The 14,674-nt window shown below is 73.0% G+C and carries 12 protein-coding genes and 1 pseudogene; 7 read left to right on the top strand and 6 right to left on the bottom strand.

Annotated elements, in window-relative coordinates:
• The 4 genes from AC2CHG_RS23750 to AC2CHG_RS23735 all read right to left on the bottom strand — a co-directional run.
• Positions 1-589 (bottom strand): cellulose-binding domain-containing protein (locus AC2CHG_RS23750; RefSeq protein ID WP_484525609.1); only part of this gene is annotated, 589 nt, incomplete at its 3' end.
• Positions 590-887: 298 nt separating this feature from the next.
• The gene (locus AC2CHG_RS23745) at positions 888-1,952 is read right to left on the bottom strand and encodes an SRPBCC domain-containing protein (protein WP_262015321.1); all 1,065 of its coding nucleotides are present in this window, start codon (positions 1,950-1,952) and stop codon (positions 888-890) included.
• Between the two features lie 21 nt (positions 1,953-1,973).
• Positions 1,974-3,305, bottom strand: coding sequence for a low temperature requirement protein A (locus AC2CHG_RS23740; protein ID WP_262015320.1), 1,332 nt, complete (start codon positions 3,303-3,305; stop codon positions 1,974-1,976).
• A 79-nt stretch (positions 3,306-3,384) separates the two neighbouring features.
• The gene (locus tag AC2CHG_RS23735) at positions 3,385-3,975 is read right to left on the bottom strand and encodes a TetR/AcrR family transcriptional regulator (RefSeq protein WP_262015319.1); all 591 of its coding nucleotides are present in this window, start codon (positions 3,973-3,975) and stop codon (positions 3,385-3,387) included.
• Positions 3,976-4,098: 123 nt separating this feature from the next.
• On the opposite strand from AC2CHG_RS23735, the gene AC2CHG_RS23730 reads away from it, so the two are divergent.
• Both AC2CHG_RS23730 and AC2CHG_RS23725 read left to right on the top strand, forming a co-directional pair.
• The gene (locus AC2CHG_RS23730) at positions 4,099-5,739 is read left to right on the top strand and encodes an MDR family MFS transporter (RefSeq protein ID WP_262015318.1); all 1,641 of its coding nucleotides are present in this window, start codon (positions 4,099-4,101) and stop codon (positions 5,737-5,739) included.
• Positions 5,740-5,812: 73 nt separating this feature from the next.
• Positions 5,813-6,655: a phosphatase PAP2 family protein gene (locus tag AC2CHG_RS23725; protein WP_484525608.1), complete on the top strand. Its 843-nt coding sequence runs from the start codon at positions 5,813-5,815 to the stop codon at positions 6,653-6,655.
• Positions 6,656-6,662: 7 nt separating this feature from the next.
• On the opposite strand, the gene AC2CHG_RS23720 is transcribed toward AC2CHG_RS23725, so the two are convergent.
• On the bottom strand, positions 6,663-8,717 hold the full coding sequence (locus tag AC2CHG_RS23720) for a cellulose binding domain-containing protein (protein ID WP_262015316.1): 2,055 nt from the start codon (positions 8,715-8,717) through the stop codon (positions 6,663-6,665).
• Positions 8,718-8,964: 247 nt separating this feature from the next.
• Here AC2CHG_RS23720 and AC2CHG_RS23715 point away from each other — a divergent pair, with 247 nt between their 5' ends.
• The 5 genes from AC2CHG_RS23715 to AC2CHG_RS23695 all read left to right on the top strand — a co-directional run bounded on the left by AC2CHG_RS23715 (position 8,965) and on the right by AC2CHG_RS23695 (position 13,724).
• Positions 8,965-9,732 carry a lytic polysaccharide monooxygenase gene (locus AC2CHG_RS23715; RefSeq protein WP_484525607.1) on the top strand — a complete coding sequence of 256 codons (768 nt, stop codon included), beginning with the start codon at positions 8,965-8,967 and terminating at the stop codon, positions 9,730-9,732.
• A complete protein-coding gene (locus tag AC2CHG_RS23710; protein WP_463839712.1) occupies positions 9,717-10,355 on the top strand; it encodes a DUF305 domain-containing protein in 639 nt (212 codons plus the stop codon). The genes AC2CHG_RS23715 and AC2CHG_RS23710 overlap by 16 nt, the downstream gene beginning before the upstream one ends.
• Before the next feature lie 318 nt (positions 10,356-10,673).
• Entirely contained in the window at positions 10,674-12,263 is a 1,590-nt protein-coding gene (locus AC2CHG_RS23705; RefSeq protein ID WP_262015313.1) for a DHA2 family efflux MFS transporter permease subunit, read from the top strand.
• A gap of 127 nt (positions 12,264-12,390) precedes the next feature.
• Positions 12,391-12,615, top strand: coding sequence for a hypothetical protein (locus AC2CHG_RS23700; RefSeq protein ID WP_013286169.1), 225 nt, complete (start codon positions 12,391-12,393; stop codon positions 12,613-12,615).
• 35 nt (positions 12,616-12,650) lie between these two features.
• Complete coding sequence (locus tag AC2CHG_RS23695) at positions 12,651-13,724, top strand: PIN domain-containing protein (protein WP_262015312.1); 1,074 nt, start codon at positions 12,651-12,653, stop codon at positions 13,722-13,724.
• 384 nt (positions 13,725-14,108) lie between these two features.
• Here AC2CHG_RS23695 and AC2CHG_RS23690 read toward each other — a convergent pair.
• Positions 14,109-14,674, bottom strand: a pseudogene (locus AC2CHG_RS23690) (hypothetical protein); the annotation flags it as partial.

Below are 14,674 nucleotides of genomic sequence, written 5' to 3'. Positions count from 1 at the left end.
CCTTCAACGACACCCAGCCCGAGCGCGGCTGCGCCAACGCACCCGTGGACGACCACCGGTACGACGACGGCAGGTTGCACGTGCCACCCGGAGGCGGCGTCGTCGGAGGCGCGGTGGTCGGCGGCGCCGTGGTGGGTGGCGCGGTGGTGGGTGCGCCGGTCGGCGTGGTGGTGCCGCCGGTGCAGGTCACGCCGTTGAGCGCGAAGCTGGTCGGCACCGGGTTGCTGCTGGTCCAGGAGCCGTTGAAGCCGAACGACGTGTTGCCGTTCGTCGGGATCGACCCGTTGTAGTCGACGTTGCGCGCGGTGACAGCGGACCCGCTCTGGGTCAGGCTCGTGTTCCACGACTGGGTCACCGTCTGCCCGGCGCCGAACGACCACGTCAGCGTCCAGCTCGACACCGGGTCGCCGAGGTTCGTGATGGTGACGTTGGCGCCGAAGCCACCCTGCCACTGCGACGAGATCGCGTAGTTGACCGAGCAGCCCGCGGCGGCGGCCCCGGCGGGCAGCGCCACGGTGACCGACGCCGACGCCAGCAGCGCGGCACCGGCCGATGCCCATATGGCATTGACTGACCTGGATCTGGACATGAATTGACCTCCTGCGGGGGCGGCGGCTCTGGCATTGGCGGTGGCGATTGTTTTGTGAGCGTTAACAGCCGCGTCAGGGATGTTACGGGAGCGCTCCCAAGCACTCAACAACTCATTTTCCGCACCCACCGAACCAGCCGTCACGCCCACCTCACGCGCGCCCGCGCACCGCCCACCCGCCCAGGCTGGGTCGATCATGAAGTTGACCGCATTCAATGCGGACGAATCCGCGGCCTAACTTCATGATCGACGCGCTCAGGGGCGCGGGCGGGAGGGGGAGGGGACGAGGCGGGCGGGGTCAGGCGGGGGTGCAGGGGGTGTTGTCGGCGGTGCAGGCGGCGGGGGCGTCGTGTGAGGGGTCGGGGTCGCGGACGTCGAAGCGGATGGTGGCGGACTCGCCGCCCGGCAACGCGCTCCCGGTGAACGTGACCACCGGTCCGTCCTGGGTGGCCTCGGCTCCGCTCACGCTGCCCACTGTGGCGCCGTCGTGCAGCGTCACGGTGACCGTCCAGCCCGGACGCGGTGACGGGCCGGGATTGCGCAGCACCACCTGCCCCCGGTAGCCGAAGACCCGGTCGGTGACCGTCTCGTAGGTGGCGCTCAGCGGTGCCGCCGCCACAGTCGAGGGCGTCGGGCTCGGCGTACGGCTGGGGGTGGGTGACGGTGTCGGCGAGGGCGACGCGCTGCGGCGGCTGGCGCTGGGCGTGGGCCGCGCAGTAGTGGGCCGGGCCGAGGGCGTGGCGCTGGACGGCATGACCAGTGACCCCGTCGGGGCCGGCGCGGCCGGTGCGGGCGGCTCGCCGGCGGTGGCCCACACCGTCGCCCCGGCCGCGGCGGCGATCAGCGTCACCGCGCCGACCGCCAGCAGCACCCGGCGCCGCCCGGACCGGCGCTGGTCGTCGCCGAGCAGCCGGACCACCGGCAGTTCGGCGGTCAGGCCGCCCTCGGCGCGGCGCAGGTCGACGTTCTGGAACGCCAGCCAGTCGAGGATCGCGGGCAGTCGTCCGGTGACCGCCTGCTCGTGCTGCTCGGCGCGGGCGTCGGCGTCCCAGTCGCCCTCCTCGAGCACCTCGCGCACCGACAGCCGGGTGCCGTGCGCGGTGGGGGTCAGGTCGCAGGCGAGCCGGGTGGCCCGGCCGGCCTCCCGGCAGCGGACCACCAGCCGGTGCGGCGCGCGCAGTTCGACGGTCTCCACCTCGGTGTCGCCGTCGTAGCCGGGCAGCGCGGCGGTGGCGAGGATCCACCGGTCGGACCCGGGCGCGCTGTCGGCGAACCACTTGGCCAGCAGCGCGCGTTCCGTGAGCGCCCGCCAGGTCCGGGCGGGCGGGTGGAACAGGTCGACCTCGGTGACGATCTCGATCACGCGGAGACTCTAGGGCCTGTGTCAAGGTCGCTGTGGGGCGCTGTCGCCCCCGTCGCGCCAGCGGGCCCGCCAGGCGGCCTCGCTCTCCTCGGCGCTGGCCTTCTCCTCGTGCATCAGCCGGCGCAACGCGACCCGCGAATCGGCGAAGATCACCAGCTCGGCCGCCACGAGTGCCACGCAGATCGCGGTGAGCAGACCCAGCGCGCCGAGCGCCGGCAGGTGCCGGCCGACCGGCAGCGCCGCGGCGAGCAGCACCACGGTGCCGACCCGGGTCCAGGACAGCGTCCGCAGCGCGCGCCACTGGAACGCCATGTTCGCGGCGAAGTAGACGAGCACACCACCGAAGAGCAGCGGCACCGCCGGTCCGTGGCCGCGCTCCATCGGGCCGCCGGCCGGGTCGGTGACGATGCGGACCAGTTCCTCGGCGCCGATCGCGAACAGGATCACCCCGGCGATCATGGGCAGGTAGAGGTAGGCGTACGCGTCGCGGGCGAGCGCCACCCGCGTGTGCCCCTGCGCGGCGTGCAGCGCGATCCGGGCGGCCGGGCCGATCATGTCGAAGTGCGCCCACCAGAGCGCCGCGGTGAACAGGATGCCGAAGATCGCCGCCGGGATGGCCGGCCAGGTCACGGGCTGGCCGAGCAGGTTGCCGCCGACGCCGACCGAGATGACCGACTCGCCGAGCGCGATGATCAGGATGAGGTCGTACCGTTCGGTCCAGTGCTCGGCCGAGGTGATCTTCCAGCCGTCGGTGCCGGCCAGCAGGCCACTGCTGTACTGGATGGCGACCACCGCGATCCACAGTCCGTCGCGCAGCCACGGGCCGACCTCCGGGGACACGCGCGGCGGGAGCAGCGCCGCCACCAGCAGCAGGCCGGCCGAGATCACCGCCTCCGGCAGGAACAGCCGCAGCTTGCGCCGGGCCGGCGGGTCGTCGCGCGTGGCGTACCAGTACAGGGTGGTGTGCACGAACCGGATCACCACGTAGCTGATGGTGACCAGGATCGGCCCGGCGCTGCCCTTGTCCAGGTCGCCGAACGTCTGCGGCAGCGCGAGCGCGAACGTGAACAGCGCGATCATGCCGACCACCATGAGGATCGGCACGAAGCCCTCGCCCAGGCGCAGCCGGGCGGCGACCGCGCTGTGCACCACCCAGCACCACCAGAGCACGGCGAGCACCAGCAGCGCGTGCAGCAGTTCGCCAGGGGTCACGTTGGCGGCGGTGGCGCGCGTGATGATGAAGAAGGACACCACGAAGACGAGGTCGAAGAAGATCTCGAACCGGTCGACCCGGGTGGCGGGGGCGACGCCGGTCGCCGGCCCGAGCCCCTTGCGCCACCGGTCGCCACCCACCGGGCGAGTGTGTCAGCCCAGGTCGGGCCGGGTGCCGCTTTCGCCGGCCATTCCACCGGTCCGACGGGGAGCGGCGCGCTCAGCCCGCCGTCGGTGCGGCCAGGGCGAGCACGTCGCGCAGCACGTCGCGCAACGACCGCCCCGGGTGCTCCAGCCACTCGTGGGCGGCGATCCGCAGGGACGCGAGGAACGTCGCCGCGACGATCCGGGCCCGCAGCGCCGCATCCGGTCCGGTCAGCCGGCGGGCCAGCTCCGCGGCCATCTCCCGCTCCAGGGCCGCGTACGCGCCGACCTGGTGGGCGGCCAGGCTGGGGTGGCCGTGCAGCCGGCGGCGCCGGCTGAGCCAGGGCTCGGCCGGGTCGTCGTAGCCGTCCTCGGCCTGGGCCAGGGCGGCCCGGGTCAGCGCCGCCCACGGCGACAGCTCGGCCGGTTGTTCCGCGACGAGCGTGAGGAGCCGGCGCAGCCGCACCGTGTCGCCGTGGAAGAGGGCCTCCTCCTTGCCGCCGAAGTAGTTGGAGAACGTCCTCCGGGAGACGTTCGCGGCGTCGGCGATCGCCTCGACGGTGATCCGGTCGGGGCCGTGCTCGGCGGCGAGGGACAGCGCCGCCTCGTGCAGCGCCAGGCGGGTGGCCGCCTTCTTCCGCTCCCGCAGCCCGGTGCACTCCTCCATGAAAGCCAGCGTAGGTGACCGATTTCTCAATGGGCAAACTTGCCTACCGGGCAAGGTTTAGTGTTGATTGCTTGAGGCAACGAAGCGGCCACCCCCGTATCGACACACCTGGAGGACGCGCGCATGAGCGCACCCACCATGACGGCTGAGGCCGCCCCGATGAGCAAGCGCAAGACGCTGGAGGCACTCAGCGGTCTGCTGCTGGTGCTCTTCGTGGCCATGCTGAGCAGCACCGTGGTCTCGACGGCCCTGCCGAAGATCATTGGAGCGCTCAACGGCTCGCAGACGCAGTACACCTGGGTGGTCACCGCCACCCTGCTCACCGCCACCGCGACCACCCCGATCTGGGGCAAGCTGGCCGACCTGTTCAACAAGAAGCTGCTGATCCAGATCGCCATCGTGGTGTTCCTGGTCGGGTCGATCGCGGCCGGCTTCGCGCAGAGTGCCGGGCAGCTCATCGCCGCCCGCGCCTTCCAGGGCATCGGCGTCGGCGGCCTCCAGGCGCTCGTGCAGGTCGCCATCGCGGCCATGATCCCGCCGCGTGAGCGGGGCCGCTACAACGGCTACCTGGGCGGCGTCATGGCGCTTGCCACCGTCGGCGGCCCGCTGCTGGGCGGCCTGATCGTGGACACCTCCTGGCTCGGCTGGCGCTGGTGCTTCTTCGTCGGCGTACCGGTCGCGGCCGTCGCGCTGTTCCTGCTCCAGATCACCCTGAACCTGCCCACCGTGCGCCGGGACAACGTCAAGATCGACTATCTGGGCGCCGCGCTCATCGCCGCCGGCGTCAGCGTGCTGCTGATCTGGATCTCGTTCGTCGACGACTCGTTCGCCTGGGCCTCCTGGCAGACCGGCGCCATGGTCGGCGGCTCGGTGCTGCTGCTCGCGCTCGCCGTCTGGGTGGAGGCGCGGGCCGCCGAGCCGGTGGTGCCGCTGCACATCGTCCGGGAGCGCACCACCGCCCTGGCGATCCTGGGCAGCCTCGCGGTCGGCATGGCGATGTTCGGCGGCGCGGTCTTCCTGGGCCAGTACTTCCAGATCGGCCGCGGCTACAGCCCGACCGAGGCCGGACTGCTCACCATCCCGATGATGGCCGGTGTGCTGATCTCCTCGATCGTGGCCGGCCGGATGATCACCGCGACCGGGAAGGTCAAGCCGTACATCGTGTTCGGGGCGGTCGTGCTGGTCATCGGGTTCGCCATGCTCGGCACCATCGACCACGAGACCTCGCTGGTCTTCGTCGGCATCGCCATGTTCATCGTCGGCGTCGGCGTCGGCATGACCATGCAGAACCTGGTGCTCGCGGTGCAGAACACGGTCGCGCTCAAGGACATCGGCGCGGCCAGCGCCAGCGTCGCCTTCTTCCGCTCGCTCGGCGGCACCATCGGCGTGTCGGTGCTCGGCGCGGTGCTCGCCCGCCGGGTCAGCGACCGGATCACACACGACCTCGCCGCGGCCGGCATCCCCACCTCCGGCGGAGGCGGCGGCAGCACGCTCAACCTCGACGCGCTGCCCGAGCCGGTACGGCAGATAGTGCGGGCCGCGTACGGGGACGCAACGGGGCACATCTTCCTGATCTCGGCCGCCATCGCGGTGGTGGGTATCGTGGCGGCGCTGCTGCTGCGTCCGGTCACCCTGCGTTCCAGCCTCGACCTGCCGGACACCGGCCGATCGGTGGCGGTGGGAGCGGACGCCGTCGACGGCGCGCCCGCCTTCGACGAGGTGAGCGTGGACTCGGCCGGCCGGGAGGAACGCACCCGCCGCTGAGCCCGTACCCCCAGGGCCGTCGCCGACCCCGGCGGCGGCCCTGGTCCATGCGGGGACGACCGAAGGAGGAGCCGTGGACGTCACGCGGACCGCGCCCACCCGCCTCGCCGTATGGCAGCGGGCCGCGCGTGAGCTGGCGCTCGTCGCCGTGCTCTTCCTGGCCTACAAGGCGGGCCGGCAGGTGGTGGCCGGGCACGCCGAGGTGGCCCTGGCCAACGGCGAGTGGGTCTGGCGGCTGGAGCGGCTGCTGCGCCTGCCCGACGAGATGCTCGTGCAGGGGCCGCTGCTGTCGCACGAGTTGCTGGTACGCGTCGCCAACTCGTACTACGCCTACATGCACTTCCCGGCCACCGTGCTCTGCCTGGTCTGGCTCTGGCTGCGCCGCCCGGCCCACTACCTGCGGCTGCGCCGCGCCCTGGCGTCGCTCACGGCGGTGGCGCTGGTGCTCCACGTCTGCATTCCGCTCGCGCCGCCCCGGCTGACCGCGCTCACCGGAATGGTCGACACCGGCACCCGGTTCGGCCCGAGCGTCTACGGTCCCCCCGACACCGACCAGCTCAGCAACCAGTACGCGGCCATGCCGTCGCTGCACGTCGGCTGGGCGCTGGCGATCGCGCTGGCGCTGATGGCGGTCACCACCGGACGCCTCCGCTGGCTCTGGCTGCTCCACCCCCTGGCGACAGCGCTCGTGGTGGTGGTCACCGGCAACCACTACTGGCTCGACGGTGTCGTCGCGGTGGTGCTGCTCGTGGCGATCCTGGCCGTCCTGCCGACGGCCGTGCCGGAACCGCCCACGCTCCCGTCCGGACCGGTGCGCCCGCACGTGGTGCCGGCGCCCCGGCGAGCCGGCCGCCGCCGGAACCCGAAGGTCCCGGCGGCGGCCGACATACGGCTGCGGCCACCCGGCCGCGGCTGAGGGCTCCTCAGCGCAGCGTGCAGACCGTGCCGTTGAGGCGGAACGCCGCCGGCGGCACGTTCGGCCCGCTGTACGCGCCGACGAAGCCCACAGTCGTGCTCCCGCCGTCGGCGGCGAGCCGCCGGTTGTCGGCGGTGGGCGTCACCCGGACGTCGCGGCCCTGCTGGTCCCAGGCGGCGCTCCACCCGCTGCTCACCTGCTGCCAGGCCGTCGGCCAGGTCCAGGTCAGCGTCCAGCCGTCGACGGCCTTCGCGCCCGTGTTGATCACCTCGACGTTCGCCACGTACCCGTTGCCCCAGTCGTTGTCGTCGTTGAACCGCACCGCGCAGGAGCTCTCGGCGGGGCTGCCGGTGGCGAACGTCAGCGGCGGCGACGACCAGGAGACCCGCCCGGCGGTGTCCCGGGCCAGCACGTTGACCGTGTAGCGGGCGCCCGGTTCGAGGTTGCCCACCGTCAGCGACGTTCCGGCGGTCTCGCCGAGCTGCTCGCTCACCGCGCCGTACTGCCTGTGCACCTCGTACTTGGCGATCGGGGATCCGCCGGGCGTGGCCGCCGGCCAGGAGATGGTCGCCGCGCGGTCGGTCACCGCGCTCGCCGTCGGCCGGCCCGGGGCGCCGGGCCGCCCGGCCGAGCTGCCGGCCGGTCGCAGCACGAGCGTGGTCAGCGAGTACGGCGGCAGCGTCCGCGCGGCCGCGCTGCCGGAGCGGGCGGTGCTGATCGCGGTCGCGCCGTTGGTGAACGTGTGCACTGTCGGCGCCTCGTCGGCCGGGGTGAACCCGGCGTAGTCGAGCGCCACCGGGTACGCGGTGTCCGGGTCCTTGTTGAGCAGCAGGACCGCGACGCTGCCGTCCGGCCGGCGGACCGCGTGCGCGGCGACCAGCGGCTGATCGGTCCCGGCGCGGACGAGCTGGTCCCCGGGCCGGACGAACAGGTTCATCATGGACAGCGCGTGGTACGGCGCGAACGGCGTGTTGAACGCCGGCTGGCACACCTCGCCGTCGCTGGTGCAGTTGCCGCTGGACAGCAGCCCGAAGTCGCCGTAGTCGGTCTGCCCGGCCACCTCGGAGACGGTGCCGATGCCGTTGTGCACGTTCCACCACTGCACGGTGAACACGCCCTGTTCCAGCAGGCCGCTGTAGGCGTCGGCCAGGAACAGTGCGCCCGGTGCGGTGGTGCGGCCGGCGTCCACGTTCAGCTCGGTGAAGCTGATCCCGATCCGGTCCGCGCCGGGGCCGGCGTACCGGGCGATCTGCTGGCGCAGCAGCCAGGCCGCGTCGGGCAGATGGTTGGTGCGGGCCAGCGAGTCGGCGGCGCTGCCGCCCGGGTACCAGTGCACGTCCACGAAGTCGATCTTCGGGCCGGCGATGGACAGCACGGTCTGGTTCCACGGCCCCGGATCCGATCCGGCGGTGATGCCGTCCGGCCAGTTGCCGGGCATGGTGAGCACCGCGCCGACCTTGATGCTCGGGTCGACCGCCTTCATCGCGTCGGCGTACTCGACCACCAGCCGCGCGTACTGAGCGGCGCTCTTGTCCGGGTGGTCGTCGGCCTCCCAGGCCGAGCCGTAGTGGCCGTTGCCGTAGTTCTCGTTGCCGACGGTCCACCACTTGGCGCCGTAGCCCTTTGTGACGTTGGCGTAGCGGACCCAGGCCGCCGCCTCGGCGGGCGTGCCGGTGCCGTAGTTCGCGATGATCATCGGCTCGGCGCCGACGCGGCGGGCACCGGCCATGAACGTGTCGAAGTCGGTGTTCGGCGCGACGTAGCCGCCTGGCGCGGTGTGCGTCTCCCAGTGGTAGATGTCGGCGTACGAGCCGCCGGGGTAGCGCAGCATCTTCACGCCGGCGGCCTTGAGCAGGTCGGACGTCTCGGCGCTGCCGAGCTGCGAGTCCCAGATGGCGTGGTTGACGCCGAGCGCGGTGGCCGGGACGGTGGCCAGGCCGGCGCGGGTGTTCACGGTGACGGTGACCGGTTCGGTGGGTTCGGCGGCGGCCGGTCCGCCGGCGGTGCCGAGCGCGGTGGCGAGCAGCAGCAGGCCGGCCGCGAACGCAGTGGGTCTTCTCATCCGGGGATGTCCTTCTCAGGGAGTGGGACGACGGGGAGATGCCCGGTTCTGCGTCGTCCTCCCGGAGCCGCGACGGCGGCGGGATGCCCACGAACGACGATCGGCTCCGCGCGGCGAGCCATCGATCAGGATCATACGCCCGGCGCGGGGGAGTGCAGGGCTTAATTTATAGACAGGAGTCTTTACTGTTAACAATGTTTAATTTATGTTCGGGGCACCTTCCGTTCCCCCCGAAGGAGTTGCCACCATGCGCCGAAGAATCACCCTCCCGCTGCTCACCGCCAGTGCCGTCACCGGGACGCTGGCCCTCGCCGCGCCCGCGCAGGCCCACGGCTACGTCTCCTCGCCGCCCAGCCGCCAGGCGCTCTGCGCGCAGAACCGGGTGCCCGACTGCGGTCAGATCAAGTACGAGCCGCAGAGCGTCGAGGGCCCCAAGGGCCTGCGCAGCTGCCACGCCGGCATCGCCCAGTTCGCGGTCCTCAACGACGACAGCCGCAACTGGCCGGCCACCTCGGTCGGCAGCAGCGTCACGTTCACCTGGGTCAACACCGCCCGGCACGCCACCGCCAACTGGGAGTACTGGATCGGCGGCACCCGGGTCGCCGTGGTCGACGGCGGGGGACGCCAGCCCGGCGCGACCGTGTCGCACACGGTCAACCTCGGCGGCTTCTCCGGCCGGCAGAAGCTGCTCGCGATCTGGAACATCTCCGACACCGCCAACGCGTTCTACTCCTGCGTCGACCTCCAGATCGGCGGCGGAGGCGGCAACCCGACCCCGTCGCCCACCCAGACGGCTGCGCCCACCCCGACCGCGGTGCCCACCACGCCCTCGCCCTCGCCCACGCCCACCCGGACCAGCACCCCGGCGCCGGGCGGTACGTGGACCGCCGGGCGGGCGTACCAGGTCGGTGACACGGTGACCTACGACGGCCGCAGCTATCGCTGCCGCCAGGCGCACACCGCCATCGCCGGCTGGGAGCCGCCGAACGTACCGGCGCTGTGGCAGCAGATCTGAGCCCGCGTACCCACGCGGCGGAGCCGGCCGGTCCCCGGCTCCGCCGCGCGTCCGCCCGCCCCGCCACGGCCCTGCTCGCGGTGATGCTGGCCCTGACCGGATGCGGCGGGCCGCCCGCCGACCCGTCCCCACCGGTCCCGCCCGCCACGGCCTCGGTCCCGGGCGGCGCGGACGCCACGATCAGCGGGATCGACGCGCTGTTCCTGGCCATGATGGTGGCGCACACCGAGCAGACGCTGGAGATCGTCCGGCTCGGCCTCGACCGCGCCACCGACCCGCGCGTCCGCACGCTCATCGCCGCCGTCCGGGCCACCGAGACCGACGAACTGGCCACCATGCGCGGCTGGCTGCGCGAAGCAGGCCCGTCGGCCGCCGCCGCGGCCGCCCGGCACGACCACTCCGGGCACAGCGAGGCCGCCGCCGGACTGGCCCGGCTGCGCGCCGCCACGCCCGCCGACGCCGACCGGGTGCTGCTCGACGTGCTCAGCCGGCACCAGCGCACCGCGGCCGACCTGGCCCGCGCCCAGGTCGCCGCCGGGACCGCCGAGCGGGTACGCGACCTCGCCCGCCGCATCGACCGCTCGCGTACGGCCGAGGTCGACCTGATGGCCGGTCTGGGCTGAGCGGCCGGCCCCACGAGGTGGCGGCGTGGGGCATGACCTTCGTCACGGTCGCGCCCGCCGGCCGCGCCCCGACAAGGCTGGCGAACCGGCGCGCACCAGCCCTTTCCGCGAGCCGCTGGAGCAGATCGGGGCCGGTGGCGCGGCCGGCTCGGGCGCCGCCGCGGTTCTCCCGTCGGCAAAACCGGCCGCGTCTCGTCCCAGGTCATGGCTACGCTGTCGCCCGGACGTCGCCTCGCCGCGCGTTCCGCCCGCGCTCCGCAGACGGCGCGCGGCGCCGCCACCGCCTCCCAGTGCCGGACCGGATCCAGGAGACCGTCAGTGACCCAGCAACCCGTAGCGACGTCGACGAAACTCGACGCCGCCGTACTCAAGGTGGCCGGCGTCGTCGTGCTCGGTGCGATCATGTCGATCCTCGACGTGACAGTCGTCAGCGTGGCGCTGCCGACGTTCCAGAGCGAGTTCGACGCCACGTACGCCCGCGTCGCGTGGACCATGACCGGCTACACGCTCGCGCTCGCCACTGTCATCCCGCTCAGCGGCTGGGCCGCCGACCGGTTCGGCACGAAACGCCTCTACATGGTGGCGCTGGCGCTGTTCACCATCGGCTCCGGGCTGTGCGCCACGGCCGACTCGATCGGCGAACTGATCGCCTGGCGGGTCGTCCAGGGACTCGGCGGCGGCATGCTCATGCCGCTCGGAATGACGATCATGACCCGGGCCGCCGGCCCGCACCGCATCGGCCGCCTGATGGCGGTGCTCGGCATCCCGATGCTGCTCGGCCCGATCACCGGCCCGATCCTCGGCGGCTGGCTGATCGACGTCGCGAGCTGGCACTGGATCTTCCTGATCAACCTGCCGATCGGCGTGGTCGCGCTGGTCTACGCCCAGCTCGCCCTGCCGAAGGACAACGCCGAGCCGTCCGAGTCGTTCGACTTCCTCGGCATGCTCATGCTCTCGCCGGGTCTCGCGCTGTTCCTCTACGGCATCTCCACGCTGCCCGAGACCGGCACCGTCGCCGACACCAAGGTCTGGCTGCCGATGCTCGCCGGCGGCGCGCTCGTGGTCGCCTTCGTGCTCTACTCGTTCCGGCCCCGGCACCCGCTGCTCGACCTGCGGCTGTTCCGCAACCGCAACCTGACCATCGCCACCGTCACCATGTTCGTGTTCATCATCGCGTTCATGGGCGCGGGCCTGCTGTTCCCCAGCTACTTCCTCCAGGTGCGCGGCGAGACGACGCTGACCGCGGGCCTGCTGATCGCGCCGCAGGGCATCGGCGCGATGCTGACCATGCCGATCGCCGGCATGCTCGCCGACCGCGTGCCGGTCGGCCGGACGGTGCCGTTCGCGCTGGTGCTCATCGCGGCCGGGTTCTTCACCTTCACCCAGCTCGGCACCGACACGTCCTACTGGCTGCTCTGCGGCTCGCTGTTCGTGATGGGCCTCGGCATGGGCGGCACGATGATGCCGATCATGACCTCCGCGCTGAAGACGCTCAGCGCGGCGGAGGTGGCGCGCGGCTCCACGCTCGTCAACATCCTCCAGCAGATCGGCGGCTCGGTCGGCGCCGCGGTCATGTCGGTCATCCTCACCAGCGAGCTGAACGGCTCGCGGCCGATCCCCGGCGTCACCGACCCGGCCACCGGCGCCCCGCTGACCGAGGCCCAGCTCGCCATCGCCTCCCAGCAGCAGCCCGAGCTGATCCAGCAGTTCCCGGTGCCGCCGTCGCTGATCGAGCGCGGGCTCGACTACGCGGCGAACTCCTTCTCCACCACGTTCTGGGTCGCCTTCGGCCTGGTGCTGCTGACCTTCATTCCGGCCGCGTTCCTGCCCCGCCGCCGTGAGCCCTCGCACCTGCTCGACGGCGACCCGGGCGAGGACAAGCGTCCGGTGCCGGTCCCGATCCACTGACCGCCGCCGTCACCCAGGGCCGGACGCACATGCGTCCGGCCCTGGGCCGTTTCCGGCGCCGCGATCCGCCACCCCGGCCACGGCCGGCGCCTAGGATCGGAGACGGAACCGGAGGAAGGCGGCCAGCGTGAGCGCAGACGACGCGCAGCGGTCGGCGCGACGGCGTAACCGGCTGCTGCTCGCGGGCCTGCTCGCCGTCGTCGGGCTGATCCTGCTGCTGCTCGGCCTCACCGTCGCCACCGGCACCGTCGCCGGCGTCGAGGTGGTGCTCGCGTTGTTGCTGCTGGTCACCAGCTACGCGATCCAGCGGGTGGCCCGCCGCGAGACCGTCTACCGCGACGAGCGGCGCTGACCGGTCCGGCGGTCCGGCCGGGCTAGGCTGCCGGTGTGGATCACGAAGACCGGATTGCGCTGTTCCTCGACTACGAGAACCTGGCCCTTGGCGTACGGGACCATCACGGTGGTCGGCCGTTCGACTTCCGGCCGATCGCCGACGCGCTCGCCGAGCGGGGACGCGTGGTGGTACGCCGGGCGTACGCCGACTGGTCGTACTTCGACGAGGACCGGCGGATGCTCACCCGCTCACACGTCGAACTGATCGAGATCCCCCAGCGGATGGGGGCCTCGCGCAAGAACGCCGCCGACATCAAGATGGCGGTGGACGCGGTCGAGCTGGCGTTCGAGCGCGGCTACATCTCCACGTTCGTGATCTGCACCGGGGACAGCGACTTCACCCCGCTGGTGCACAAGCTGCGCGAACTCAACAAGCGGGTGATCGGCGTCGGGGTGGAGAAGTCCACCTCCGCGCTGCTGCCGCCGGCGTGCGACGAGTTCCTCTACTACGACCGCCTCGAAGGCGTGGACGTGCCGCCACCGGCCGCACGCCGGTCGCGCCCGGCCCGGCCCTCACCGGCGGAGCCGGCGCCCGAGCCGGCCGTCGAGACCGCCCCGGCCGAGGAGGAGTCGGCCCGGGACGTCGACACGCTCGCCGTCCAGCTGGTGCAGACGGTGGCCGGCATGCAGGGCAGCTCCAGTGGCGACGTGACCGCCTCCGCGCTCAAGCGCGCGCTGCTGCGCAAGGACCCCACGTTCAGCGAGTCCGACTACGGCTTCCGGACCTTCGGTGAACTGCTGCGCCACCTCGCGGCGCACAACGTGGTGGAACTGGCCGCCGGACCGGCGAAGGGCGACCCGGAGGTGTCCCTTCCCGAGCAGGGCGACCGGGAGGTCGCGTTCGGGCTGCTGCGCTCCGTGGTGGTGGACCTCGCCGCGGACGGCGGGGCGGTGGCGCTGTCCGGCCTGAAGGACCAGCTGCGGCGGGCTCGGCCCGACTTCAGCGAGAAGAAGCTCGGCTACCGCAGCTTCCTCCAGTTCTGCAAGGCCGCCGCGACGGGCGGCGTGGTGGAGTTGCGCTGGAGCCCCGACGACGGCGACTACCTCCTCACTCCCCAGACCCCCTGACCGAGCCCTCCCCGCCCTCCGCCGCCGCCGCCCGCCCGCCGCCCCCGCGATCTTGCACTTGCTGACCCCTGAAAGCGGGATGAATCGCCCATCCCGAGGGCAGTAAGTGCAAGATCGTCGGGGCTCGGGGCTCGGGGCTCGGGGCTCGGGGCTCGGGGCTCGGGGCTCGGGGCTCGGGGCTCGGGGCTCGGGGCTCGGCTTGATCCACGCCAGCTCGGCGAGGTGGCGGGGTCCGAGGCCGCCGGATGCCGCCACCTCGGCGCACTGGTGTCGATCAAGCAGCCGCCGCGGCAACCGCCCGGGCGCGGACACCTCGTTCGCCGTCCTCGGGGGACGTGAGGACGGCGGCACCTTCGTCCCCGGCTGGCACTCGGCTCTGCGAGGTCAGGAGAGGGCCGGGTCTACCTGGACTGTCGCGCCGAGCCCTACCGCGAGGCCGAGCCGTCGGCCGACCTGGCCCACCAGGTCCAGCAGGGGCGGCTCGGAGGAGACGGTCGGGCTCGGGTCGCCGGTGGGGCCGGGCTCCCCGGTCGGGTCCGGGTCGCTCGTCGGGCTCGCGGTCGGCGCCGGAGTCACCTGGCCGGCGGGAGGGCTGGGCGGCTCGACAGGTGTCGACGGGCGGTCGCCGACCCGTGCCGGCGGCGACCCGGCGACGGGCGGTGCGGTGGTGAGGATCCGCGCCCCGGACTCCGCGGTCGCCGCCGGGGGACGCTTCGGTGGCGGCGCGGGCCGGGTCGGCCGGACCACCGGCGACGACGGGCCGACTGGAGTCGCCACGGGCGGCACCCCAGGCGCGGGGGGTGCGGCTGTGGTGGCGGGCGCGGTCGCCTGTCCGTGCGCCGCGTCGGTCTGCCCGGCTGTCGCCGTCCAGGTGCCGGCGGACGTGACGCCCAGCAGCACGGCCACCGCCGCGACGCCCGCTGCGGCCAGCCGCTGGGGGAGTGCCCGGT

It is taken from the genome of Micromonospora sp. ATLC20 (assembly GCF_057196585.1).
This window is presented reverse-complemented; position numbering and strand designations above follow the sequence as displayed.

What these genes read in the sequence shown, in the direction of transcription:
- AC2CHG_RS23735 (WP_262015319.1), bottom strand. Translation starts at nt 3,975, where the DNA reads ATGGAGGAGTGCACCGGGCTGCGGGAGCGGAAGAAGGCGGCCACCCGC.
- AC2CHG_RS23730 (WP_262015318.1), top strand. Translation starts at nt 4,099, where the DNA reads ATGAGCGCACCCACCATGACGGCTGAGGCCGCCCCGATGAGCAAGCGC.
- AC2CHG_RS23720 (WP_262015316.1), bottom strand. Translation starts at nt 8,717, where the DNA reads ATGAGAAGACCCACTGCGTTCGCGGCCGGCCTGCTGCTGCTCGCCACC.
- AC2CHG_RS23715 (WP_484525607.1), top strand. Translation starts at nt 8,965, where the DNA reads ATGCGCCGAAGAATCACCCTCCCGCTGCTCACCGCCAGTGCCGTCACC.